This window comes from Georgenia ruanii (assembly GCF_009193175.1).
GTDB classification, from domain to species: domain Bacteria; phylum Actinomycetota; class Actinomycetes; order Actinomycetales; family Actinomycetaceae; genus Georgenia; species Georgenia ruanii.
Map to the genome: position 1 here is coordinate 536,672 of NZ_VUKE01000001.1, position 23,058 is coordinate 559,729.

General features: G+C 75.9%; 22 protein-coding genes. 3 read left to right on the plus strand and 19 right to left on the minus strand.

Translation table 11 applies throughout. The features are described from left to right. Positions 1 to 17: 17 nt before the first annotated feature. The 13 genes from tsaD to glmS form a co-directional block, all read right to left on the minus strand. Entirely contained in the window at positions 18 to 1,061 is a 1,044-nt protein-coding gene (gene tsaD / locus GD880_RS02485; RefSeq protein ID WP_152230022.1) for a tRNA (adenosine(37)-N6)-threonylcarbamoyltransferase complex transferase subunit TsaD, read from the minus strand. A 171-nt stretch (positions 1,062 to 1,232) separates the two neighbouring features. After that, entirely contained in the window at positions 1,233 to 1,976 is a 744-nt protein-coding gene (locus tag GD880_RS02490; RefSeq protein ID WP_152230023.1) for a succinate dehydrogenase/fumarate reductase iron-sulfur subunit, read from the minus strand. Then, entirely contained in the window at positions 1,973 to 3,958 is a 1,986-nt protein-coding gene (locus GD880_RS02495; protein WP_152230024.1) for a fumarate reductase/succinate dehydrogenase flavoprotein subunit, read from the minus strand. The genes GD880_RS02490 and GD880_RS02495 overlap by 4 nt, the downstream gene beginning before the upstream one ends. A gap of 13 nt (positions 3,959 to 3,971) precedes the next feature. Further along, positions 3,972 to 4,667, minus strand: a complete 696-nt coding sequence (locus GD880_RS02500) for a succinate dehydrogenase cytochrome b subunit (protein WP_152230025.1) — start codon at positions 4,665 to 4,667, stop codon at positions 3,972 to 3,974. A gap of 335 nt (positions 4,668 to 5,002) precedes the next feature. Beyond that, positions 5,003 to 5,860 (minus strand): sulfurtransferase, encoded by an 858-nt coding sequence (locus GD880_RS02505; protein WP_152230026.1) that lies wholly within the window; start codon positions 5,858 to 5,860, stop codon positions 5,003 to 5,005. Further along, positions 5,857 to 6,360, minus strand: coding sequence for a ribosomal protein S18-alanine N-acetyltransferase (gene rimI / locus GD880_RS02510; protein WP_152230027.1), 504 nt, complete (start codon positions 6,358 to 6,360; stop codon positions 5,857 to 5,859). The genes GD880_RS02505 and rimI overlap by 4 nt, the downstream gene beginning before the upstream one ends. Further along, positions 6,357 to 7,043, minus strand: coding sequence for a tRNA (adenosine(37)-N6)-threonylcarbamoyltransferase complex dimerization subunit type 1 TsaB (gene tsaB / locus GD880_RS02515; RefSeq protein WP_152230028.1), 687 nt, complete (start codon positions 7,041 to 7,043; stop codon positions 6,357 to 6,359). The genes rimI and tsaB overlap by 4 nt, the downstream gene beginning before the upstream one ends. 42 nt (positions 7,044 to 7,085) lie before the next feature. Next, the gene (locus GD880_RS02520; protein WP_152230029.1) at positions 7,086 to 7,916 is read right to left on the minus strand and encodes a hypothetical protein; all 831 of its coding nucleotides are present in this window, start codon (positions 7,914 to 7,916) and stop codon (positions 7,086 to 7,088) included. Beyond that, on the minus strand, positions 7,913 to 8,431 hold the full coding sequence (gene tsaE / locus GD880_RS02525; RefSeq protein WP_152230030.1) for a tRNA (adenosine(37)-N6)-threonylcarbamoyltransferase complex ATPase subunit type 1 TsaE: 519 nt from the start codon (positions 8,429 to 8,431) through the stop codon (positions 7,913 to 7,915). Before tsaE ends, GD880_RS02520 begins: the two co-directional genes overlap by 4 nt. Next, positions 8,428 to 9,642 (minus strand): alanine racemase, encoded by a 1,215-nt coding sequence (gene alr / locus GD880_RS02530; RefSeq protein WP_405002712.1) that lies wholly within the window; start codon positions 9,640 to 9,642, stop codon positions 8,428 to 8,430. The genes tsaE and alr overlap by 4 nt, the downstream gene beginning before the upstream one ends. A gap of 31 nt (positions 9,643 to 9,673) precedes the next feature. Beyond that, positions 9,674 to 11,242 (minus strand): bifunctional ADP-dependent NAD(P)H-hydrate dehydratase/NAD(P)H-hydrate epimerase, encoded by a 1,569-nt coding sequence (locus GD880_RS02535; RefSeq protein ID WP_152230031.1) that lies wholly within the window; start codon positions 11,240 to 11,242, stop codon positions 9,674 to 9,676. Between the two features lie 46 nt (positions 11,243 to 11,288). Continuing rightward, on the minus strand, positions 11,289 to 11,657 hold the full coding sequence (locus tag GD880_RS02540; RefSeq protein ID WP_152230032.1) for a holo-ACP synthase: 369 nt from the start codon (positions 11,655 to 11,657) through the stop codon (positions 11,289 to 11,291). A gap of 28 nt (positions 11,658 to 11,685) precedes the next feature. Beyond that, positions 11,686 to 13,542, minus strand: coding sequence for a glutamine--fructose-6-phosphate transaminase (isomerizing) (gene glmS / locus GD880_RS02545; RefSeq protein ID WP_152230033.1), 1,857 nt, complete (start codon positions 13,540 to 13,542; stop codon positions 11,686 to 11,688). Positions 13,543 to 13,623: 81 nt separating this feature from the next. On the opposite strand from glmS, the gene coaA reads away from it, so the two are divergent. Continuing rightward, entirely contained in the window at positions 13,624 to 14,631 is a 1,008-nt protein-coding gene (coaA, locus tag GD880_RS02550) for a type I pantothenate kinase (RefSeq protein ID WP_152230034.1), read from the plus strand. Between the two features lie 6 nt (positions 14,632 to 14,637). On the opposite strand, the gene GD880_RS02555 is transcribed toward coaA, so the two are convergent. The 5 genes from GD880_RS02555 to GD880_RS02575 form a co-directional block, all read right to left on the minus strand. After that, on the minus strand, positions 14,638 to 15,510 hold the full coding sequence (locus GD880_RS02555) for a DedA family protein (RefSeq protein WP_152230035.1): 873 nt from the start codon (positions 15,508 to 15,510) through the stop codon (positions 14,638 to 14,640). 165 nt (positions 15,511 to 15,675) lie between these two features. Beyond that, positions 15,676 to 17,025 (minus strand): phosphoglucosamine mutase, encoded by a 1,350-nt coding sequence (gene glmM / locus GD880_RS02560; protein WP_152230036.1) that lies wholly within the window; start codon positions 17,023 to 17,025, stop codon positions 15,676 to 15,678. 281 nt (positions 17,026 to 17,306) lie between these two features. After that, positions 17,307 to 17,798 carry a 30S ribosomal protein S9 gene (gene rpsI / locus GD880_RS02565; protein ID WP_152230037.1) on the minus strand — a complete coding sequence of 164 codons (492 nt, stop codon included), beginning with the start codon at positions 17,796 to 17,798 and terminating at the stop codon, positions 17,307 to 17,309. A 42-nt stretch (positions 17,799 to 17,840) separates the two neighbouring features. Continuing rightward, complete coding sequence (rplM, locus tag GD880_RS02570) at positions 17,841 to 18,284, minus strand: 50S ribosomal protein L13 (RefSeq protein WP_152230038.1); 444 nt, start codon at positions 18,282 to 18,284, stop codon at positions 17,841 to 17,843. A gap of 347 nt (positions 18,285 to 18,631) precedes the next feature. Then, positions 18,632 to 20,311, minus strand: coding sequence for an ATP-binding cassette domain-containing protein (locus GD880_RS02575; protein WP_152230039.1), 1,680 nt, complete (start codon positions 20,309 to 20,311; stop codon positions 18,632 to 18,634). Positions 20,312 to 20,465: 154 nt separating this feature from the next. Here GD880_RS02575 and GD880_RS02580 point away from each other — a divergent pair, with 154 nt between their 5' ends. Together GD880_RS02580 and fdhD are read left to right on the plus strand one after the other, a co-directional pair. Further along, positions 20,466 to 21,065 (plus strand): DUF5709 domain-containing protein, encoded by a 600-nt coding sequence (locus GD880_RS02580; RefSeq protein WP_152230040.1) that lies wholly within the window; start codon positions 20,466 to 20,468, stop codon positions 21,063 to 21,065. Between the two features lie 68 nt (positions 21,066 to 21,133). Further along, a complete protein-coding gene (fdhD, locus tag GD880_RS02585; protein WP_152230041.1) occupies positions 21,134 to 21,970 on the plus strand; it encodes a formate dehydrogenase accessory sulfurtransferase FdhD in 837 nt (278 codons plus the stop codon). A 40-nt stretch (positions 21,971 to 22,010) separates the two neighbouring features. Here fdhD and truA read toward each other — a convergent pair whose 3' ends face one another. Further along, positions 22,011 to 22,916 carry a tRNA pseudouridine(38-40) synthase TruA gene (truA, locus tag GD880_RS02590; protein ID WP_152230042.1) on the minus strand — a complete coding sequence of 302 codons (906 nt, stop codon included), beginning with the start codon at positions 22,914 to 22,916 and terminating at the stop codon, positions 22,011 to 22,013. Between the last annotated feature and the right edge of the window lie 142 nt (positions 22,917 to 23,058).

The following is a 23,058-nucleotide window of genomic DNA, read 5'->3' on the forward strand; positions in this document are numbered from 1 at the left end:
ACACCCGTCGTCCGGGGCTACACGCGGACGGTCTCCAGCGGCATGCCCGAGTCGGTGGGCAGGTCCAGGGACGACGGCGCCGTCCCCTCGCGCACCAGGGCGGAGCCGAGGGCCGCGATCATCGCGCCGTTGTCGGTGCAGTACCGGATGGGCGGGATGCGCACGGTGATGCCGTGCTGCTCCGCCCGCTCCGCGGCGAGCGACCGCAGCCGGGAGTTGGCCGAGAACCCGCCGCCGACGACGAGGGTGTCGCAGCCGTGGTACTGGCAGGCGGCCAGCGCCTTGGCGGTGAGGACGTCGGCGACGGACTCCGAGAAGCCGGCGGCGACGTCGGCCGCCGGGACGGGCTCGCCGCGGTCCTCGCAGCCCTCGACGTACCGCGCGACCGCCGTCTTCAGGCCCGAGAAGGAGAAGTCGTAGGGGTGGCGGACCTTGTCCTTGCCGGTCGACAGGCCGCGGGGGAACCGGATGGCGTCGGGGTCGCCCTGCTGGGAGAGCCGGTCGACGTGCGGGCCGCCGGGGTAGGGCAGCCCCAGCAGCCGCCCGACCTTGTCGAACGCCTCGCCCGCGGCGTCGTCGAGGGTCTGCCCGAGCTCGGTGACGCCGGTGGCGATGTTGTCCACCAGCAGCAGCGAGGTGTGGCCGCCGGAGACGACCAGGGCGATGAACCGGTCGGGGAAGGCGCCGTGGACCAGCTCGTCGACGGCGGCGTGCCCGATGACGTGGTTGACCCCGTACAGCGGCTTGCCGGTGGCCAGCGCCAGGGCCTTGGCGCCGGACACGCCCACGGTGAGGGAGCCGACCAGGCCGGGCCCGGCGGTGACGGCGATGGCGTCGACGTCGGCCAGGTCCACCTCGGCGGCCGCGAGGGCGGCGTCGATCGTGGGCACGAAGGCCTCGAGGTGGGCCCGGGAGGCCACCTCGGGGACGATGCCGCCGTAGCGGGCGTGCTCGTCCATGGAGGAGGCGGTGACGTCCGCGAGCAGCTCGCGGCCGCGCACGACCGCCGCGCCGGTCTCGTCGCAGGAGGTCTCGATGCCGAGGATGAGGGGTTCGCTCACCGCACCAGGGTACGCGCGCGACGGCGGCGGCCGGCGGGGCGCCGTCGAGGGGGCGTCACGCCGGGCGTGACCTCTGGCCGCCGGGCGGAGCGGGAACGGCCGCGGCCCCGGGGCGGGAACGGCCGCGGCCCCCGGGCGAGAACCCGGGGGCCGCGGCAGGGGCGGGACGGCTCAGCGGCCGTGCACCATCGCGCGCTCGAGATCGGCGTTGAGCGTGGAGATGACGTCGAGCGGGATCTCCTTGGGGCACACCGCGGCGCACTCGCCGATGTTGGTGCACCCGCCGAAGCCCTCGGCGTCGTGCTGGGCGAGCATGTTGACCACGCGGGCGTCCCGCTCGGGCTGGCCCTGGGGCAGCAGGCCGAGATGGGTCACCTTGGCGGCGGTGAACAGCATCGCCGAGGCGTTCGGGCAGGCCGCCACGCACGCGCCGCAGCCGATGCACGCCGCCGCCTCGAAGGCGCGGTCGGCGTCCGGCTTGGGCACCGGCATCGCGTGGGCGTCCGGCGCGGCGCCGGTGTTGACCGAGATGTACCCACCGGCGTCGATGATGCGGTCGAACGAGGAGCGGTCGACCACGAGGTCCTTGATGACTGGGAACGCGCTGGAGCGCCACGGCTCGAGGGTGATGGTGTCGCCGTCCTTGAAGGACCGCATGTGCAGCTGGCAGGTGGTGGTGCGCTCCGGGCCGTGCGCGACGCCGTTGATGACGATGCCGCACATGCCGCAGATGCCCTCGCGGCAGTCGGAGTCGAACGCCACCGGGTCCTCGCCGCGCGCGGTGAGCCGCTCGTTGAGCACGTCGAGCATCTCGAGGAAGGACATCTCCTCGGAGACCCCGGGCACCTCGTAGTTGACCAGGCGGGGCTCGGCGTGCGGACCGGCCTGGCGCATGACCCTGATGTTGATCTTCACTTGTAGCTCCGCTGCTTCATCTCGATGTTCTCGTAGACCAGGGGTTCCTTGTGCAGGACCGGCGCCTGGTCGCCCCCCGCCCACTCCCACGCCGCGACGTAGGCGAACTCGTCGTCGTGGCGCAGGGCCTCGCCGTCCTCCGTCTGGGACTCCGCCCGGAAGTGGCCGCCGCAGGACTCGCGGCGGTGCAGGGCGTCGATGCACATGAGCTCGCCCAGCTCGAGGAAGTCGGCCACCCGGCCGGCGCGCTCCAGCGCCTGGTTGAGCTCCTCGTTGGTGCCGAGCACCTTGACGTCGCGCCAGAACTCCTCGCGCAGCGCGCGGATGAGCTCGATCGCCTTCTTGAGCCCCTCCTCGGTGCGCTCCATGCCGCAGTACTCCCACATGATGTGGCCCAGCTCCTTGTGGAAGCTGTCCACCGAGCGCGAGCCGTTGTTGGTGAGGAAGTACTTGATGCGCTCGCGCACCGACGTCACCGCCTCGACCACCGCCGGGTGGTCCGAGGAGACCTTCTCGAACGGCCCGTCCGCGAGGTAGTCGTTGATGGTGTTGGGCAGCACGAAGTAGCCGTCGGACAGGCCCTGCATGAGCGCCGAGGCGCCCAGCCGGTTGGCGCCGTGGTCGGAGAAGTTCGCCTCGCCGGCCACGAACAGGCCCGGGATGGAGGACTGCAGGTCGTAGTCCACCCACAGCCCGCCCATCGTGTAGTGCACGGCCGGGTAGATGCGCATCGGCACCTCGTAGGGGTTGTCCCCGGTGATGCGCGCGTACATGTCGAACAGGTTGCCGTACTTGGCGGACACCGCCGCCCGGCCCATCCGCTGGATGGCCTCGGCGAAGTCGAGGTAGACGCCGCGCGAGACGCCGTCGACCTTGGGGCCCACGCCGTAGCCCTCGTCGCACACCTGCTTGGCGGCACGGGAGGCGATGTCGCGGGGCACGAGGTTGCCGAACGCGGGGTACTTGCGCTCGAGGTAGTAGTCGCGCTCGTCCTCGGGGATCTGCCGCGGGTCGCGGTCGTCGCCCTTCTGCTTCGGCACCCAGATGCGCCCGTCGTTGCGCAGCGACTCGCTCATCAGGGTGAGCTTGGACTGGTAGTCGCCGGAGACCGGGATGCAGGTGGGGTGGATCTGCGTGTAGCAGGGGTTGCCGAAGAAGGCGCCCTTGCGGTGGGCCCGCCACGTGGCGGTGACGTTGGACCCCATGGCGTTGGTCGACAGGTAGAACACGTTGCCGTAGCCGCCGGTGGCGAGGACGACGACGTCGGCCAGGTGTGTCTCGATCGCGCCGGTGACCATGTCCCGGGCGATGATGCCGCGGGCGCGCCCGTCCACGACGACGACCTCGAGCATCTCGTGGCGCCGGTGGGTGGTCACGGTGCCCGCGGCGACCTGCCGCTCGAGCGCCTGGTAGGCGCCCAGCAGCAGCTGCTGACCCGTCTGGCCGCGGGCGTAGAAGGTGCGCGAGACCTGCACGCCGCCGAAGGAGCGGTTGTCGAGCAGGCCGCCGTACTCGCGGGCGAACGGCACGCCCTGGGCCACGGCCTGGTCGATGATGTTCGCGCTGACCTCGGCCAGCCGGTAGACGTTGGACTCGCGCGAGCGGTAGTCCCCGCCCTTGACGGTGTCGTAGAACAGCCGGTGCACCGAGTCGTTGTCGTTCTTGTAGTTCTTCGCGGCGTTGATGCCGCCCTGCGCGGCGATGGAGTGCGCCCGGCGCGGGGAGTCCTGGTAGAAGAAGGCCGACACGTTGTAGCCCGCCTCGCCGAGCGTGGCGGCGGCGGAGGCGCCCGCCAGGCCGGTGCCGACCACGATGATGTGCAGCTTGCGGCGGTTGGCCGGGTTGACCAGCCGGGCCCGGAACTTGCGCTCCTCCCAGCGGTCGCGCAGCGGCACGTGCGGCGCCTTGGTGTCGCCGATGTTCGCGCCCTCGCGGTACAGCCCGTTGATGAGGTCGCTCTGGGTCTCGATGGTTTGCGTCATGGTGGTGTCGTCCTCAGTTCAGGAAGCCGAGCAGGATGGCCGTCGGGGGCGCCATGAACCCGACCAGGAGCAGGCCGGCCACCACGTAGGCGGCGAGGTTGAGGCCGCGCTGGCGGCGCCGGTTGTTCTGGCCCAGGGTCTGCGCGGCGCTCCACACCCCGTGCCGCACGTGCATGGAGAGCATGACGATGGCCACGAGGTATGCCAGCCAGACGTACCAGACCCCGAACGCGGCGACGAGGCGCTGGTAGGGGCTGTCGAACGTGCCGCCGACGTTGATGGTCAGCGTCGTGAACTGCAGCAGGTGGAAGATGACGAACGCCAGGATGATGAGCCCGCCCCAGCGCATGGTCCGCGAGGAGTAGGTCTGCACCTGCCGCTTGTGCATGACGTACCGCGTGTGGCGGGCCGCCCGGGCCCGGGCCCACAGCGTCACCGCGGCGGCGAAGTGGACGACCAGCGCGACGACGAGGACGACGCGCTGGATCCACAGGAAGCCCTCGTGGGGCAGGTACGGGTACAGCAGCGTGCGCAGGCTGGCCGCGTAGCCGTCGAAGGCCTCCTGACCGGCGAAGGCCTTGAGGTTGCCGTACATGTGCAGGAGAACGAAGAGGACGAAGATGACGCCGGTGACGGCCATCGACGCCTTGAGGGCGACGGTGGTGTAGCGGGCGCGGCGCGGCCTCGTCGGCGCGGTGGTCGTGACCATGGTCCTGATCGTACCGAGTTCTAGGTCACAGCTGCGCCACCGTCCGGGCGCCTGTGCGGCAATTCGTTCGCATACCGGCCACGACGTGGGCCGGATCACACCCGTTACCGGGATCCGACCGCGCCGCTCGTCCGTTACTCCCCGCCGCGGTGCGCACCGACCGGCGGTGGCGCGGCGCCGCCCGCCCCGCCCCGCCCGCCGGGCCCTGGCGGGCGCGACGCGGGCATCGTCCGATGTGTTCGCTCATTAGACGAGTGTTCGCTGGGCTGGCACCAGGGGGCTCGAGGGGCGCTCGTGGCGACCACGTTCCGACCGGGTGCGCGTTTCCCGGACGGTCACCCGCCGCCGGTGGCCGCCGGGCGGGCGGGGTCGGCGGACCACTGCGACCAGGAGCCGGGGTAGAGCGCGGCCGGCACCCCGAGGCTGGCCAGGGCGGCCACCTGGTGGGCGGCGGTGACGCCCGAGCCGCAGTAGACCGCGACGGGGGCGTCGCCGCCGACGCCCAGGGCCGCGAAGCGCGCGCGGAGCTCCGCCGCCGGGCGGAAGGTGCCCGCGGGCGTGAGGTTCTCGGTGGTCGGGGCGCTGCGGGCGCCGGGCACGTGGCCGGCCCGCGGGTCCACCGGCTCCACCTCGCCGCGGAACCGCTCCCCCGCCCGGGCGTCGAGCAGCACGCCGGTGGCCGGCCAGGCGGCGGCGCCGTCGGCGTCGACCGTGGGCATCGCCGCGGCGCCGGACGCCACCAGCGGCAGGACCACGTCGCCCTCGGCGGGGCGGACCTCGCCGGTCTCCACCGCCAGTCCGGCGTCCTGCCAGGCGGCCAGGCCGCCGTCGAGGAGCCGGACGTCGGCGAGGCCGGCCCAGCGCAGCAGCCACCAGGCGCGGGCCGCGGAGGTGCCGCCGACGGCGTCGTAGGCGACCACCCGGTCGCCGTCGCGGACACCCCAGCGGCGCGCGGCGGCCTGGAGGTCGGCCGGGGCGGGCAGCGGGTGCCGGCCCGCGGCGGGCGAGGGCGCGGCGGCGAGCTCGGCCTCGAGGTCGACGAACACCGCGCCGGGCAGGTGGCCGGTGCGGTAGGCGGCCCGCCCGTGCGGGGCGCCCAGCGCCCAGCGCACGTCGAGCAGCACGGGCGGGCGGGGGCCGGCGAGCTCGGCGGCCAGCTCCCCGGGCGTGACGAGCACGTCCTGGCGGGTCATCGTCCGCCCGCCTGCTCGCTGCCGACCGGGCCGGGGCCGCGGCGCAGCTCGGCGCGCATGACGATGGCGTCCTCCCCCTCGGCGACGTAGTAGTGGCGCCGCCGGCCGATGGGGACGAAGCCGGCGCGGGCGTAGAGCGCCTGGGCGCCGTCGTCGGAGGCGCGCACCTCCAGCAGCACGCTGCGCGCGCCCTGCCCGCGGGCGAGGTCGAGGAGGGCGCCGAGCAGCTGGGTGGCGATGCCGCGGCGGCGGTAGCCGGGCGCGACGCCGATGGTCATCACCTGCGCCTCCTCCCCCGCGGCCAGGCCCGCCCAGCCCACCAGCAGCTCGCCGGGGCCGTCGTCGACGACCGCGGCGAGGTAGGTGCGGCCCGCGGTGACCAGCTCCTCGTCGTAGACCCGCCGGCTCCACGCGCCGCGGCCGAAGAGCTGGGGCTCGAGGGCGAGCACCCGGTCCAGGTCGGCGGCCGTGAGCGGGCGCAGCCGGGCCGGGGCGCTCATGCGGTGGCGCGCTTGGGCGCCGCCGCCACGTGCACGTCGGGGCGGCGCAGGTAGCGCGGCTCGGTGCCGAGCTCGACCTCCGCGCCGTGCTCCCGGCGCGCCAGGCGGGCGCGCACCAGCCGCGCGAGGACGGCGGGGTCGAGCACGGCGGGCAGGCCGGCGGTGGCGGGCAGGTCGGCGGGGTACAGGGCGGCGCCCGCGCCGGCGACGAGCGCGCCGGCGGCCGCCTCGGCGGCGACCGCCGCGCGGGCCACCTCGGGCCCGGCCAGCCGCTCGACGTCGTCGGCGCCCAGCGCCCGATAGCGGGCCCAGTAGACCTCCCGGCGGCGGGCGTCGGTGGCCACGAGCACCTCGGCGTCCGGCCGCGCGTCGAGCGCCTGGCGGGCGAGGACGTCGAGGGAGCTGACGCCGTGCACGGGGACGGCGCGGGCCCGGCCCAGCGCGGCGGCGGTGACCAGGCCCACCCGCAGCCCGGTGAACGGCGCCGGGCCGGTGCCGACGGCGATCGCGTCGGCGTGCGAGCCGGCGGTCATGACGTCCTGGACGAGCGGGCCGAGGGTCTCGGCGTGCCGGCGGGGGTCGGCGCTGTGCGCCGCCCGCAGGAGGGTCGTCGGCCCGGTGGCCGGGGCGTCGACGAGGGCCACGGCGCTGCCGCTGGAGGTATCGATGCACAAGATCCGCACCCCGCCAGGGTAGTGCGGTGCCGTGCGGGGCCGCCGGTCCGGTCAGCGCCGCGTCGCGCGCCGGGGGTGCCGCTCGCGCGCCCGGACGCCGCGCCCGGCGTCCTCGGGCCGGCGCAGCCACACGATCACGCCGGCCCACACCAGCAGCACCACGACGACACCGGCCACCCACACGACCGCGCCGCTGCCGCCCGCCCGGGCCTGCTCGGCGGCCGAGCCGGGCTCGGCGCTGGCCGCCTGGTGGTAGCGCTCGTAGCGCTGGGCCACCAGCGGCTGGTAGACCTCCACCGGCACGGCGCCGGCGAGGGCGTCGCGGGCGGCGGCGTCGAGCGGGCGGACCTCGCCGTCGCCGACGGCGAACCACCCGTCGAGCGGCTCGTCGTGCACCAGCGGGGTGGCCAGGTCGAGGCCGCGGACCGCCTCCCCCAGGGCGGCGTCGCCGCGGACCTCGGCGTGCAGCTGCCGGCCCGCCCCCTCCCGGCCGGCGAGGAGGACGCCCACGGCCGCCTCGCCCAGCTCGAGCGGGGCCGCCCACTGCTCGGGGCTGGCGGGCTGGACGGCGGGGGTGAGGTCGGTGCCCGCCAGCAGCCCCTCGGACCACGTCATCACGGTGCGCACCGGGCCGACGCGCACCTCGCCGCGCTGCTGCGGCGTCAGCTCGGGCAGCTGGGCGGCGCCGGCGATGACGGCGTTGGGCCCCTCGGCCCGGAACCACTCGGCCACCTCGGCCGGGACGCCGGGCCCGACGGCCGGCGCGGGGGTGCTGGTCGCGGCGTCGTCGTCGCGCGCGGCCTGGGCGGGACCGGCGGGGCCGAGCACCAGCCCCGCCGCGACGGCGAGGGCCGCCACGGCCGCGGAGGCGGCAGCCCTCACCGCGGATCCAGGGCGCCGGGCAGGTCGACGTCGGCCCACCGCGGCCCCACGCCGCGCACGAGCACCTCGCGCGGGCTCGACCCGGCGAGCGCGGCGACCGGGGCCTCGGCCGCCGCCCCGCCGCGCGGGCGGCGCACCTCGACCTCGAGCCGGTCCTCGGCCAGGGCCTCGACCTTGCCCTCGCCCCACTCCACCACGGTCACCGACTCCTCCAGGGAGGTGTCGAGGTCGAGCGCGTCGACCTCCTCCAGGGAGCCGAGGCGGTAGGCGTCGACGTGCACGAGGTCGGGCCCGGCGCCGAGCGCGGGGTGGACGCGGGCGATGATGAAGGTCGGGGAGGCGACCTGGCCGCGCACGCCCAGCCCGGTGCCGATGCCCTGGGTCAGGGTGGTCTTGCCCGCCCCGAGCGGGCCGCTGAGCAGCACGAGGTCCCCCGCGCGCAGCAGCCCGGCCAGGCGGGTGCCCAGCGCCCGGGTGGCGTCGGCGTCGGCGACGGTGAGGGTCAGGTCGGTCATGCGTCCTCCCGCCCGGCCGGCACGTGCACCCGCGGCACGCGCGAGCCCAGCCGGGTGACGATCTCGTAGTTGATGGTGCCCACGACGGCGGCCCAGTCGTCCGCCGTCGGCGTGCCGTCCCGGCCGTCGCCGAAGAGCACGGCGGTGTCGCCCACCGCCACGTCGGTGCTCTCGGGTCCGAGGTCGAGGATGACCTGGTCCATGCACACCCGCCCGGCGATGTGGTAGCGCCGGCCGGCCACCGCGACGGGGCCGAGGCCGGAGGCGGCGCGGGGGATCCCGTCGCCGTAGCCGAGCGGCACGACGCCCAGGTGGGTGTCGGTCGTGGTCACCGCCGTGTGCCCGTAGGACAGCGGCGTGCCGGCGGGGGCCGCCTTGACGACCGTGAGGCGGGCCTCGAGGGTCATCGCCGGGCGCAGGCCCAGCGCCGCCGAGGAGGCGACGGCGGGGGCCGGGGACAGGCCGTAGACGGCGATGCCCGGGCGCACGAGGTCGAAGTGCGTGGCCGGGTGGAACAGGGTGCCGGCGGAGGCGGCGAGGTGGCGCACCCGCGGGCGCAGCCCGGCCCGCTCGGCCTGGTCCAGCATCTCGGTGAAGACCTCCACCTGCCGCCCGGTGGCGGGGTGCTCCGGCTCGTCGGCGCAGGCCAGGTGGGACCACACGCCCACGACGTCCATGCTGCCCTCGGCCTGCGCGGCGGCCGCGGCGGCCACCAGCGCGCCGAAGGCCTCCGGCCGCGCGCCGCCGCGCCCCATGCCGGTGTCCACCTCGAGGTGGACGCGGGCGGTGCGGCCGGTGGCCCGGGCGGCGGCGGCGATCTCCGCCACCGCCCACGGCGCGCCGGCGGAGAGGTCGATGTCGGCCTCGAGCGCGCGGGCGAGCGGGGCGCCGGGGGCGAAGATCCAGCTGAGGATGGGCGGGTGCGCGGCCGCGGCGTCCGCACCGTCGGCGTCCAGCCCGGCGCGCAGCTCCAGCGCCTCGGCGAGCTGGGCGACGCCGAGCCAGGTCGCCCCGCCGGCCAGCGCGGCGCGGGCCACCGGCAGCAGCCCGTGCCCGTACGCGTCGGCCTTGACCACGGCCATCACCGCGGCCTCGGGCGCCGCGGCGCGCAGCACGCCGACGTTGTCGGCGATGGCGCCCAGGTCGACGACGGCGCGCGCCGGGTGGACGTGCACCCCGGCGGGGCGCGTGGCGGTCTCGGGCAGGCTCACGCCCCTCAGTCTCCCACCTGGGCCCGGCCGCTCAGCGCAGCAGCGCCCCGACGGCGCCCGGCAGCGCGGCCGCGACGTCCTGGGCGGTGATCGGGGCGCCGGGCCCGGACCCGTCCGGGCCCTGCCCGGCGGCGCGGCGCGCCGCCCGGCCGTGCACGAGGGCGGCGGCGGCGGCCAGGCGCGCGGGCAGGGCGGTCAGCCGGCCCTCCTCGTCGGCGGCGATCGCGTCGCCGTAGCCGGCCAGCAGCGCGCCGAGGACGCCGGCGAGGACGTCCCCGGCGCCCGCCGTGGCCAGCCAGGGGGTGGCGTCGGCCTGGGCGTACAGCGGCCCGTCCGGGGCGGCCACGACCGTCGCCGCACCCTTGAGCAGCACGGTGGCGCCGGTGATCTCCGCGGCGAGGCGGGCGTGCCGGGCGGGGGCCGCCTCGACGTCCGCCCGGGTGACCTCCTCCCCGCGGGCGGTGAGCAGCGTGGCCAGCTCGCCGGCGTGCGGGGTGAGCACCACGGTGGCGGGCAGGTCGGGGTGGCCGTCGTCGTGCACGAGGCTGAGCCCGCCGGCGTCGAGCGCCACCGGCAGGCGGGCGGCCAGGGCGGCGGCCAGGCTCTCCTCCATGGCCTGGGTGCGGGCGGCGTCGTCGGGGTCGATGCCCGACCCGATGACCCAGGCCTGGACCCGGCCGGGGGCGGCGACCACCTCGGGGTGGCGGGCGTGCACCAGCCCGGTGGGCACCTCCGGGCCGCGGTAGCGCACCATGCCGAGCCCGGCGCCCACGGCGCCGGCGACGGCGAGGACCGCGGCGCCGGGGAAGGCCTGCGAGCCGGCGACCACCCCCAGCACGCCGCGGGTGTACTTCTGGTCGGCGGGCCCGGGCACCGGCCACAGGTCGGCGACGTCGGCCGGGGCGAGCCGGCACACGGCGGGCGCCGCGGCGGCGAGGTCGCCGTCGAGGCCGAGGTCGACCACCTCGACCCGGCCGGCCACCGCGGCGGCCGGGGGCAGCAGCAGGCCCGGCTTGGCGGTCCCCATGGTCACCGTGACGTCGGCGGGCAGCACCGGGCCCGGCAGGGCGCCGTCGTCGACGCCGATGCCGCTGGGCACGTCCACGGCCACCACCACCGGCTCGTCCGGGGAGGCGGCCTTCTCGGCCGCGAGCGCGCCGACCACCGCGGTCAGCGGCGCGCGCAGCGGGCCGCGGGCCCCGATCCCGGTCAGCCCGTCCACCCAGACCCCGGCGGCCCGGGCGAGGGCGACGACGGCGCCGGGCACGTCCGGCGCGGCGAGCACCTCGTGCACGCGCACCCCCGCGGCCCGGGCGGCGGCCAGGCCCGCCGCGGGCGGGCGCTCGCCGAGCAGCGCCGCGTGCACCTGGCACCCGCGGCGGGCCAGGTGGGTGCCGGCGAACAGGGCGTCGCCGCCGTTGTTGCCCCCGCCGACCAGGAGCAGCACCACCGAGCCGCTGACGCGGTGGCCGCGCTCGCGCAGCTCGGCGGCGACCCGGGTGGCGAGGGCGAAGGCGGCCCGGGCCATCAGCGGCTCCCCGGCGGTCAGGCGGGGAGCCTCGGCCTCGCGGACGGCGGCGACGGTGTGCGCGCGGATCATGGCCCCATCGTGCCCCGCCGCGCCCGATCCGGCCGTCCGATGGGCGTTATTCGCGGGGAACGTCCGGACCTTCGGCCACCACCATGGCCGAGGCGATGCCGCCGTCGTGGGTGATGGACAGGTGCCAGCGGGTGATGCCGAGCGCCGCCGCGCGGGCGGCCACCGTGCCGCGGATCTCCACCACCGGCGCCGACCCGGCGATGCGGTGGACGGTGCAGTCGTGCCACCGCATCCCCGGCGGGGCGCCGAGGGCCTTGGCGATGGCCTCCTTGGCGGCGAACCGCGCCGCCAGGGAGGCGTCGGGCAGGTCGCGCTCCTCGGGGGTGAAGATCCGCTCGCGCAGCCGCGGGACGCGCGCGAGCTCGGCGACGAACCGGGCCACGTCGCACACGTCGACGCCGACCGCGACGATCATCGCCGCCCCCGCCCGGCGTCGTGGGCGCTCACTCGACCGTGACGGACTTGGCGAGGTTGCGCGGCTGGTCGACGTCGTAGCCCTTCGCGCCGGCGAGCGCGCAGGCGAAGATCTGCAGCGGCACCACGGTGACCAGCGGCATCATCAGCGTCGGGGTGCGCGGGACGCGGAAGACGACGTCGGCGAACTCGTTGACCGCCTCGTCGCCCTCCTCCGCGATGACCAGGGTGCGCGCGCCGCGGGCGCGGACCTCCTGGATGTTGGAGACGACCTTGTTGTGCAGCACGGGGCGCCGCGGGGTCGGGACGATGAAGAAGACCGGCTGGCCCTCCTCGATCAGCGCGATCGGGCCGTGCTTGAGCTCGCCCGCGGCGAAGCCCTCGGCGTGGATGTAGGCGAGCTCCTTGAGCTTCAGCGCCCCCTCGAGGGCCACGGGGTAGCCCACGTGCCGGCCGAGGAAGAGCACGGAGGAGGCGTCCTTCATCGCCTCGGCGACCGCGCGGACCTCGTCGGCGTGGTCGATGACGTGCTGGATCTTCTCGGGCAGCTTGCCCAGCTCCTCGAGGTAGCCGGCCACCTCGTCGGGGAACTTGTTCCCGCGCAGCTGGGCGAGGTAGAGCCCGAGCAGGTAGCAGGCGGTGATCTGGGCGAGGAAGGCCTTGGTGGAGGCGACGGCGACCTCGGGCCCGGCGTGGGTGTACAGCACCGCGTCGGACTCGCGCGGGATGGTCGAGCCGTGGGTGTTGACGACGGCGAGCACCTTCGCGCCCTGCTCGCGGGCGTGGCGCACGGCCATGATCGTGTCCATGGTCTCCCCGGACTGGGAGATGGCCACGACGAGGGTCTTCTCGCTCACCACCGGGTCGCGGTAGCGGAACTCGTGCGCGAGCTCGACCTCGACCGGGATGCGGCACCAGTGCTCGACGGCGTACTTGGCCACGTGCCCGGCGTAGGCGGCGGTGCCGCAGGCGATGACGATGATCTTGTCGACGCTGCGCAGCACGGCCTCGTCGATGCGCAGCTCGTCGAGGACGAGGTTGCCCTGCCCGTCGGTGCGCCCGAGGAGGGTGTCGGCCACCGCCTTGGGCTGGTCGTGGATCTCCTTCTCCATGAAGGTCCCGAAGCCGCCCTTGACCGCGGCGTTGGCGTCCCAGTCCACGGTGAAGCGGCGCCCCTCGGCGGGGTTGCCGTCGGCGTCGACCACGCGCACGTCGTCGGCGGTGATGGTGACCACCTGGTCCTGGCCCATCTCCAGCGCCTCGCGGGTGTGGGAGATGAAGGCGGCGACGTCGGAGCCGAGGAAGTTCTCGCCGTCGCCCAGGCCGATGACCAGCGGGGAGTTGCGGCGGGCGCCGACGACGGTGCCCGGCTCGGCGGCGTGCACGGCCAGCAGGGTGTAGGCGCCCTCGAGCCGGCGGGTGACGGCGAGCATCGCCGCGGTGAGGTCCTCGCTCTCGGCGTACGCGCGGGCGAGCAGGTGCGCGACGACCTCGGTGTCGGTCTCGGACTGGAAGCTCACCCCGGCGTCGAGCAGCTCGACCTTGAGGGTCTGGAAGTTCTCGATGATGCCGTTGTGGATGACGGCGAGGCGGCCGTCCTCGCTCAGGTGCGGGTGGGCGTTGAGGTCGGTGGGCGCGCCGTGGGTGGCCCAGCGGGTGTGCCCGATGGCCACGGTGCCGGCGGGCAGCGGGGCGGTCTCGAGCGCCTCGCGCAGGTTGCTCAGCTTGCCGGCGCGCTTGGCACTGGCGAGGCCGTCGGGGGTGACGACGGCGACGCCCGCCGAGTCGTACCCGCGGTACTCCAGGCGGGCCAGGCCCTCCATGGCCACCTCGAGCGGACGGTTGCTGGGGGCGGCGGAGCCCACGTACCCGACGATTCCACACATGCGCGTCAGGATAACTGGCGGGCGGCGGGGCGCCGCCATGATCGGGCTCACGCCCGTGGGCCCGGGATTCCGGACGGGCCGATGGACGGCCGTCGTCGCCCGCACGCCTGCGGGTACGCCACACTAAGGGCCGTGCCCGCCCCATCCCGCGCCGTCGCCACCTCCCCGTTCGTCGAGTTCGACCGGGACGCCTGGAGCCGGCTGGCCGCCACCACGCCGCTGCCGCTGACCGACGCCGACGTCGTCAACCTCCGCGGGCTGGGCGACCCGCTGGACCTGGCCGAGGTGGACGTCGTCTACCGGCCGCTGTCGGGCCTGCTCCAGCTGTACGCGGCCGCCACCCGGGCGCTGCACCAGGCGACCTCGACGTTCCTCGGCGAGCGGGCCACCCGCACCCCCTACGTCATCGGGGTGGCCGGGTCGGTGGCCGTGGGGAAGTCCTCCACGGCCCGGCTGCTGCGCGAGCTGCTGCGCCGCTGGCCGCAGACCCCGCGCGTGGAGCTCGTCACCACCGACGGGTTCCTCTACCCCAACGCCGAGCTGGAGCGGCGGGGCCTGCTCGAGCGCAAGGGCTTCCCGGAGTCCTACGACCGGCGGGCGCTGCTGCGCTTCGTGGCCGCGGTCAAGGGCGGCGCCGCGGAGGTCGCGGCGCCGCTGTACGACCACGTGGGCTACGACATCGTCCCGGGCCAGCACCAGGTGGTGCACCGGCCCGACGTCCTCATCGTCGAGGGCCTCAACGTCCTGCAGCCGGCGCGGGCCCGGGCGGACGGCACGTCCTCCCTGGCGGTGAGCGACTTCTTCGACTTCTCCATCTACGTCGACGCCCGCACGGCCGACGTCAAGCGGTGGTACGTCGACCGGTTCCTCAAGCTGCGCCGCACCGCGTTCTCGCAGCCGAGCTCCTACTTCCGCAAGTACGCCGACCTCGACGACGCCGCCGCGGTGGCCAGGGCCGAGTCCATCTGGGACGCCATCAACGCCCCCAACCTCGCCCAGAACATCCTGCCGACGCGCGGGCGGGCCACGCTGGTGCTGACCAAGTCGGCCGACCACAGCATGCACCGGATGCGGCTGCGCAAGCTGTAGGGCCCCTCAGGCGTCGGCCGCCGCCGGGCCCGTGCCGCGCAGCTCCCAGCCGTCGTCGCCGGCGCGCGGAGCCTCGGTGGGGCGGGGCTCCCGGTGGCGGGTCTCCCGGGGGCGGGCCTGCCGGGGGCCGGCCTCCGGCCCCCGGGCCGCCTCGTCCGCCGACGTCGCCTGGGCCGGCGACGGCACCGGGACCGCCGGGGCAGGGGCCGGCTCGGTGCCGGGCGCGGGCAGGTCCTGCTCCAGGATCTCCTCGGGGGTGGGCACCGTCGGGAACCACCGGCGCTGGACCACCCCGAGCAGCTTGTCCACGCCCAGCCCCACGAACACGCCGCCGACCACCCCGACGGCGACGCCCACCAGCGGGTGGTCGTGGAGGAAGACCCCGGCGCTCATCCCCAGCACCGTGGAGTAGCTGCCCCACATCAGGGCGGCGACGGCGACGATGACCACGAACCGGCGCCGCGGGTAGCCCACCGCCCCGGCCGTCATGTTCACCGCCACCCGCCCGATGGGCACGAACCGGGCCGAGAGGATGAAGACGGTGCCGCGCCGGGCGAGGGCGTGCTTGGCCCACCGCAGGGTCGCCTGGCCGCGGCGCGAGGAGAACAGCCGGAGTCTGTCGATCGGGAGCTTCGTGCCGATCGTGTAGGCGATGACGTCGCCGCAGAACGCGCCCACCGCGCCGGCGAGGATCAGCAGCCAGAGGCTCGGCCCGTCACCGGCGACGGCCAGCACGGCGACGGCGATGATGACCGACTCGCTCGGCACCGGCGGGAAGAACCCGTCGATGGTGGCCAGGATCACGACGGCCAGAAGGATCCACGGCGACCCCGCCAGCCCGAGGACGGCGTCCTGGATCACGGTCATGGCCTCGTGCAAGTCGGCTCCTCGGGTCCGACGCCCGGCGGCGCCAGCGCCGCGATGGCGCCTGCCACCAACGGTACGTCACGGCACCGAGCCGCGGGATGGGGGTCGTCCCCGAGCCGTCCCTGGTCCGGCCGGGGGGGGTTCGTCAGGGGTGCGAGGGGGCCGGCCGGCCGGGCGTCACAGGGCCAGCCGGTCGCGCACCACCCCGGCGAGCCGGTGCGCGGCGGAGTCGGCCTCCTCCTGCGTGCCGGCCTCGACCATCACGCGCACGAGCGGCTCGGTGCCGGAGGGGCGCAGCAGCACCCGGCCCGTCTCGCCCAGCTCGGCCTCGACGGCGGCGACGGCGTCGGCCAGCCCCTCGTCGCTGGCGGCGCGGTTCTTGTCCACCCCGGCGACGTTGACGAGGACCTGCGGCAGCCGGGTGACGACGGCGGCGAGGTCGGCGAGCGTGCGGCCGGTGCGCACCACCTGCGCGGCGAGGAGCAGGGAGGTGAGGACGCCGTCGCCGGTGGTGGCGTGCTGGGCGTTGATGATGTGGCCGGACTGCTCCCCGCCGAGGGTGTACCCGCCGGCGCGCATCGCCTCGAGGACGTACCGGTCCCCCACGCCGGTCTGCACCGTGGCGATGCCGGCCTCCTTCATGGCCAGCAGCAGCCCGAGGTTGCTCATCACCGTCACGACCAGGGTGTCGCCGGCGAGCGTCCCGTCGGCCTGCATGGCCGTGGCGAGCAGCCCCAGGATCTGGTCGCCGTCGACGAGGGCGCCGGTGTGGTCGACGGCGAGGCACCGGTCGGCGTCGCCGTCGTAGGCCACGCCGAACGCCGCGCCGGAGGCGACGGTGACGGCCTGGAGCTGCTCGGGGTGGGTCGAGCCGCAGTCGCGGTTGATGTTGCGCCCGTCCGGGGAGGCGTTGATGACGACGACGTCGGCGCCCGCCTCGCGCAGGGCCAGCGGCGCGATGTCGCTGGCGGCGCCGTTGGCGCAGTCCACGGCGATGCGCACCCCGCGCAGGTCGGTGCCGGCGGCCGCGACGAGGTGGTCGATGTAGTTGCGGTCGGCCAGCGCCGACTCGACGGTGATCCGGCCGACGTCCCCGCCCACCGGGCGCTCCCAGTCCGCGGCGAGGCCGGCCTCGATCTGGTCCTCGATGGCGTCGTCGAGCTTGAACCCGCCGCGGGCGAAGAACTTGATGCCGTTGTCCGGCATGGGGTTGTGCGAGGCGGAGATGACGACGCCGAGGTCGACGTCGGTGCTGGCGGTCAGGTGCGCCACCCCGGGGGTGGGCAGCACCCCGACCTGGGTGACGTCCACGCCCGCGCTGGCCAGGCCCGCGGCGACGGCGGAGGAGAGGAACTCCCCGGAGATGCGGGTGTCCCGGCCGATGACGGCCCGCGGCCGGCGCTCGGCGAAGTCGCCCGACGCGGTCAGCACCCGCGCGGCCGACGCGCCCAGGGCGAGCGCGAGCTCGGCGGTGACGTCGCGGTTGGCGAGTCCTCGCACGCCGTCGGTGCCGAAGAGCCGTGCCATGTGGTGTCCTCCTGTGCTGCGGGTGCGTGCCGTGGTGGGCGACGGGGCGGGGCCTCGCCGGGGCCGGGCCCGGCGGGCGGCGCGCCGGTCACGCCGGTCGCGTCTGCTCGGGGCGCTGGCCCGGCTCGGGTGCTGGGCCGGCCCGCGCGAGCCGGATCCATGGTGCCACCTCTGGCGCACCATCTTGGTCCGGAACGTGGGTCGGGACGCCCGCGGGGCGCCCGGACGCACCACGGCCCCGTCCGCACGAGGCGGGACGGGGCCGTCGGTGGGAGCGCCGGTCAGCGCTTGGAGTACTGCGGGGCCTTGCGGGCCTTCTTCAGACCGGCCTTCTTGCGCTCGATGGCGCGGGCGTCGCGGGTGAGGAACCCGGCCTTCTTCAGCGCCGGGCGGTTCGACTCACGGTCGATCTCGTTGAGCGCGCGGGCGATGCCCAGGCGCAGCGCGCCGGCCTGGCCGGAGATGCCGCCGCCGCTGATGCGGGCGATGACGTCGAAGCGGCCGTCGATGTCCAGGAGGGTGAACGGCGAGCGCACCAGCTGCTGGTGCAGCTTGTTCGGGAAGTAGTCCTCGAGCGTGCGCCCGTTGATCGTCCACTGCCCGGTGCCGGGCACGAGGCGCACGCGGGCGACGGCCTCCTTGCGGCGGCCGAGGGCCTGGCCGGGGGCGGTCAGGGACTGACCCTGGCCGCCGGCGGGAGCGGCGCTCTCGCTCGTGTAGCTGCTGGGGACGTTCTCGTCGTCCAGCTCGATGTCGGAAGTGGTCTCAGCCACAGTTCTCCTTCAGTCCTTGTCCTGCGGTGCCGGCAGCCGGAGCTACTGGGCGACCTGGGTGATCTCGAAGGTCTGCGGCTTCTGCGCGCTGTGCGGGTGCTCCGCACCGCGGTAGACCTTCAGCTTGCTGAGCTGGGCGCGGCCGAGGGAGTTCTTCGGGAGCATGCCGCGAATCGCCTTCTCCACGGCGCGCTCCGGCTTCTTCTCCAGGAGCTCGGCGTAGTTGGTGGCCTTCAGCCCGCCCGGGTAGCCGGAGTGGCGGTACGCAAGCTTCTTCTCGAGCTTGTTACCGGTGAGGGCGACCTTGTCAGCGTTGATGACGATGACGAAGTCGCCGTTGTCCACGTGCGGGGCGAAGGTCGGCTTGTGCTTCCCACGGAGCAGGGCGGCGACCTGGGTCGCCAGTCGGCCGAGGACGACGTCGGTAGCGTCGATGACGTACCAGTTCTTCGTGACGTCGCCGGGCTTCGGTGTGTACGTGCGCACGGGCGTAGCCTTCGTTTCTTCAGCGTTCTTGTCGTCGGGTACAGCTATGGCGGCGCTGGAACCCATGGTCAATGTGGTGCTCGCTGCGCGCATCCGCGCCGCTGCGCCGGCGAGTGGGAGCACCGGGAGCGCATGGGGATGCACAACGACGTCCCAGGGTACTGTGCGGCGAGCGACGGGGTCAAAACTTTGCGGACCGAACTCGCGCGTGAGACCCGCCACGTCCGGCGCACCGCTCCACGGTCCCGGGTGCCGTCGCCCTCCCACGCGGGCTCAGCGGCCCCGGGCGCCGTCGTCCGACCGCTCCGACTCAGCGGACCCGGGCGCCGTCGTCCGACCGCTCCGGCTCAGCGGACCCGGGCGCCGTCGTCCTCCCACACCGGCTCGGCGGTCTCCACGACCGAGCCGTCGGCGCCGACATGGAGGAACCGGTCGAAGCCGCGGGTGAACCAGCGGTCGTGGGTCACGGCCAGCACGGTGCCCTCGTACGCCGCCAGGCCGGCCTCGAGCGCCTCCGCGGAGTGCAGGTCGAGGTTGTCCGTCGGCTCGTCGAGCAGGAGCAGCGTGGCACCGGAGAGCTCGAGCAGCAGGATCTGGAACCGGGCCTGCTGCCCGCCGGAGAGGGTCTCGACCCGCTGATCCGCCGCGTGGGCGAGGTCGTAGCGGTCCAGCACCCGGCCGGCGTGCTCGCGGCCCATCCCGCCCCGGCCGCCCTCCCCGCGGTGCAGCACGTCGAGCAGCGTGCGCCCGGTGAGGTCGCGGCGCTGGTGGCTCTGGGCGAACCAGCCGGGCCGGACCCGCGCCCCCAGGCGGGCGACGCCGGTGTGGCCGACGGGCGGCACGGGCTGGCCGTCGGCGGGCAGGTGCTCGGGGCCGGGATCGGTGCCGCCGGCGGCGAGCAGGCGCAGCAGGTGGGACTTGCCCGTGCCGTTGGCGCCGAGGACGGCGACCCGCTCGCCGAACCACACCTCCAGGTCGAACGGCCGGGTGAGCCCGCTCAGCGCGAGGGCCTCGCAGACGACGGCGCGCCGGCCGGTGCGCCCGCCCCGCAGCCGCATGGTCACCTGCTGCTCGGTCGCCACCGCCTCGGGCGGGCCGGCCTCCTCGAACCGGGCCAGCCGGGTGCGAGCGGCCTGGAGCCGGGAGGCCATGTCGGCGTTGTAGGCGGCCTTCTGCTTGTACATGACGACGAGCTGGCGCAGCTTGGCGTGCTCCTCGTCCCACCGCCTACGCAGCTCCTCCAGCCGGCTCATCCGCTCGGCCCGGGCGGCGGGGAAGGTGGCGAAGGAGCCGCCGTGCACCCACGCCGTCGCGCCGGCGGGGCCGGGCTCGAGCGCGGCGACGTGCGTGGCGGTGCGGGAGAGCAGCTCGCGGTCGTGGCTGACGAACAGCACCCCCTTGGCGGTGGCGCGCAGCTGGTCCTCGAGCCAGCGCTTGGTCGGCACGTCGAGGGAGTTGTCCGGCTCGTCGAGGACGAGCAGCTCGGCCGGGCCGCGCAGCAGCGCGGTGAGCACGAGGCGCTTGGCCTCCCCGCCCGACAGCGACGTCACCGCGCGCCACTGCGCCCGCTCGAACGGCTGCGCGAGCACCTCCTGGGTGATCTCGTCCCAGCCCGCCTCGGCGGCGTACCCGCCCACGTCCGCCCAGTCCGCGAGCGCCTGGGCGTAGGCCAGCTGGGCGGGCTCGTCGTCGTCGGTCATCATCGCGAGCTCGGCGGCGGCCAGGCGCGAGGCCACCTCCCGCAACCGGTCCGGCGCGTGCTCCACGAGCAGGTCGCGCACGGTGCGCTCGTCCGCCGTCCGCCCGACCAGCTGGCCCATGACGGCCAGGGACCCGCCGCGGCCGACGGCGCCGCGGTGCGGGGCCAGCTCCCCGGTGGCGATGCGCACCAGCGTCGTCTTCCCCGCGCCGTTGGGGCCGACCAGCGCGACGCGCTCGCCCGGCCCCACCCGCAGCGACACGTCGGCGAGCAGCCCGCGGCCGTCGGGAAGGTCGTAGCCGATGCCGGCGAGGTCGAGGTGGGCCACGGGCCCCAGCATCGCCCGCCGCGACCGGGCCGGTCCACGCAATTTCGGCAGGCGGGCGCGGCCATGCCGGCCCCGGGTGCGCACCCGCGCGGCCGCCCGGCGGGCGGCCCGGCCTCCCGGTGCGGGCCCCCGGGGCCGGTGGCACGCTGGCAGCATGAGCACCGACGGCAACACCGAGATCCCCAGCACCGAAGGCTCCCCCGGCGGCGACCAGTTCCTGCCCGACGAGTCGTGGCAGCCCGGCGAAGAGGACATGCTCCTCGACACCCCCGCGGACGACGTCCTGGACGAGGGGCTCAACCCGCCGGACGAGGACCCGCTGGCCGGCGAGCCCCTCACCCAGGAGGACCTCGTGGCGGGCGACACGCTGGACGAGCGGGTCGCCCGCGAGGAGCCCGAGGTGTGGGAGGAGCAGCGGCCGGACGCGGAGGCCTCGCCCTACGCCGGGCCGGGGCCCACGGGCGAGCCGGCCCCCGACAACGTCGCCGACGCCGGCGTCGGCCGCCTCGTCGCCGAGCCCGACGACGACGACCCCTCCGACCAGGTCGGCGAGGAGCAGGACGTCCTGGCCGAGGACGTCGGGGTGGACGGGGCCCGGTTCCTGCCCGAGGAGGCCGCCATGCACGTCACCGATGGCGACGACCTCGCCGTCGACGAGGGCAGCAGCGTCGAGCCGGAGGACGAGGACCTCACCGCCGCGCAGCGGGACTTCACGGGCGAGGCCGACGCGACCGACGAAGAGGGGCGGGCCTGACCGGCGCCTGCCCGCCGCGCCACCGGCCGCGCGCCTAGACTGCACCGCACCACGAGGGAGGTGCGGCGGTGCGAGCGACGAAGCGACGCCCGGTGGTGCGGCTGACCGCCGACGGCGCCCGCCGCGCCCGCGCGGACACCCTCGCCGGCGAGGAGCCGCTGGAGATCCGGGTGGCCGGCGCCCCGTACAGCGTCACCATGCGCACCCCGGGCGCCGACTTCGACCTCGTGGCCGGCTTCCTCGTCTCCGAGGGGGTGATCTGGGACGCCGGCCAGGTCGCGTCCGTCGGCTACGGGGCGGGGGTCAACCCCGACGGCACCCGCAGCTACAACGTCGTCGAGGTCCGCCTGGCCCCGGGGGTGGCCCCGCCGGCGCCCACGCTGACCCGGCACGTCTACACCTCCAGCTCGTGCGGCATCTGCGGCACCGCCTCCATCGAGGCGGTGACCCGCGCCTCGCGGTTCCCGCCCGCCGGGGACGACCTGCGCATCCGGCTCGAGGAGCTCCTCGCCCTCGGCGAGCGGCTGCGCCGCGGCCAGCAGGTCTTCGACACCACCGGCGGGGTGCACGCGGCCGGCCTGTTCGCCGTCGACGACGACGGGACGGCCCGCCTGGAGTGTCTGCGCGAGGACGTCGGCCGGCACAACGCCGTCGACAAGACCGTCGGCTGGGCGCTGCGGGAGGGGCGCCTGCCGCTGCGCCGCGCCGTCCTGCAGGTCTCCGGCCGGGCGTCCTTCGAGCTGGTGCAGAAGGCGCACATGGCCGGGGTGCCCGCGCTGGCGGCGGTCAGCGCCCCCTCCGCGCTCGCCGTCGAGCTCGCCGAGGAGTGCGGCCTCACCCTCGTCGGGTTCAGCCGGGGCGAGAGCGTCAACGTCTACGCCGGCGAGCACCGCATCCTCGCCTGAGGGGTGGCTGCCGACCTCGAGGCGGGCGGGGGACCCGCGCCTAGGGCAGCACCCGGCGCGCCCGGGCCTGCCGCGCCCGGGCGGCGAGCTCGTGGTCGGCCGGGTAGGCGACCTCCTCGAGCGTCAGGCCGTGGGCCGGGGCCACCGTCACGGCGGCGTCGCGAACCCCGGCGGCGAGCACCCGCGCGGGCCAGCCCACCGGCCGGCGCCCCTCCCCCACGGCCAGGCACGCCCCCACCAGGGCGCGGACCATGGAGTGGCAGAACGCGTCCGCCCGGACCTCGGCGACGACCAGCCCCGGGTCCGCGGCGCCCGCGGGCAGCCGCCGCCAGCGCAGGTCGAGCAGGGTGCGGATGGTGGTCGCCCCCTCGCGCGGTTTGCAGTAGGCCGCGAAGTCGTGCTCGCCGAGCAGCCGCTGCGCCGCGGCGTCCATCGCGGCGACGTCGAGCGGGCGGCCGTGCCAGAGCACGTCCTGGCGGCGCAGCGGGTCGCGGCGGGCGACGTCGTCGGCGATCCGGTAGGCGTAGCGGCGCCACACGGCGGCGAAGCGGGCGTCGAACCCCGCCGGGGCGGCGGCGGCGCGGTGGACGACGACGTCGCTCGCCCCGCGCGGGGCGCCGCCCCGGCCGAGCACCCCGGCGAGGCGGGCCACCAGCGCCTCCCCCGGGCTGCGGTCGCTGCGCCCGGGCACGGCGGCCCAGGCCGCGGCCGGGACGTCGACATGGGCCACCTGCCCGCGGGCGTGCACGCCGGCGTCGGTGCGGCCCGCCACCGTCAGGCGGGCCGGCCCGGGCAGGCGCAGCACCGTGGTGAGCGCCTGCTCGAGCACCCCCTGGACGGTGCGCAGCCCGGGCTGGGTCGCCCAGCCGGCGAAGGCCGACCCGTCGTAGGCCAGGTCCAGGCGTACCCGGACGGCGGGCGCCTCGGCGGGGTCGGTGCTGGTCACGAGGGCAGGCTAACGCCCCCGCCGGACCTCCCCCGCGAACGGAGGGATACCGTCCGCCCCGTCCCCCTTCCGCCCCACAGGGGCGCGTGGCAGGGTGGAATTCCGGCCACGACCCGCGGGCCGCGGCCGGGCTCCAGGTTCG

What these genes read in the sequence shown, in the direction of transcription:
- GD880_RS02495 (WP_152230024.1), bottom strand. Translation starts at nt 3,958, where the DNA reads ATGACGCAAACCATCGAGACCCAGAGCGACCTCATCAACGGGCTGTAC.
- GD880_RS02500 (WP_152230025.1), bottom strand. Translation starts at nt 4,667, where the DNA reads ATGGTCACGACCACCGCGCCGACGAGGCCGCGCCGCGCCCGCTACACC.
- GD880_RS02505 (WP_152230026.1), bottom strand. Translation starts at nt 5,860, where the DNA reads ATGACCCGCCAGGACGTGCTCGTCACGCCCGGGGAGCTGGCCGCCGAG.
- rimI (WP_152230027.1), bottom strand. Translation starts at nt 6,360, where the DNA reads ATGAGCGCCCCGGCCCGGCTGCGCCCGCTCACGGCCGCCGACCTGGAC.
- tsaE (WP_152230030.1), bottom strand. Translation starts at nt 8,431, where the DNA reads ATGACCGACCTGACCCTCACCGTCGCCGACGCCGACGCCACCCGGGCG.
- GD880_RS02535 (WP_152230031.1), bottom strand. Translation starts at nt 11,242, where the DNA reads ATGATCCGCGCGCACACCGTCGCCGCCGTCCGCGAGGCCGAGGCTCCC.
- GD880_RS02540 (WP_152230032.1), bottom strand. Translation starts at nt 11,657, where the DNA reads ATGATCGTCGCGGTCGGCGTCGACGTGTGCGACGTGGCCCGGTTCGTC.
- glmS (WP_152230033.1), bottom strand. Translation starts at nt 13,542, where the DNA reads ATGTGTGGAATCGTCGGGTACGTGGGCTCCGCCGCCCCCAGCAACCGT.
- coaA (WP_152230034.1), top strand. Translation starts at nt 13,624, where the DNA reads ATGGACGGCCGTCGTCGCCCGCACGCCTGCGGGTACGCCACACTAAGG.
- glmM (WP_152230036.1), bottom strand. Translation starts at nt 17,025, where the DNA reads ATGGCACGGCTCTTCGGCACCGACGGCGTGCGAGGACTCGCCAACCGC.
- GD880_RS02580 (WP_152230040.1), top strand. Translation starts at nt 20,466, where the DNA reads ATGAGCACCGACGGCAACACCGAGATCCCCAGCACCGAAGGCTCCCCC.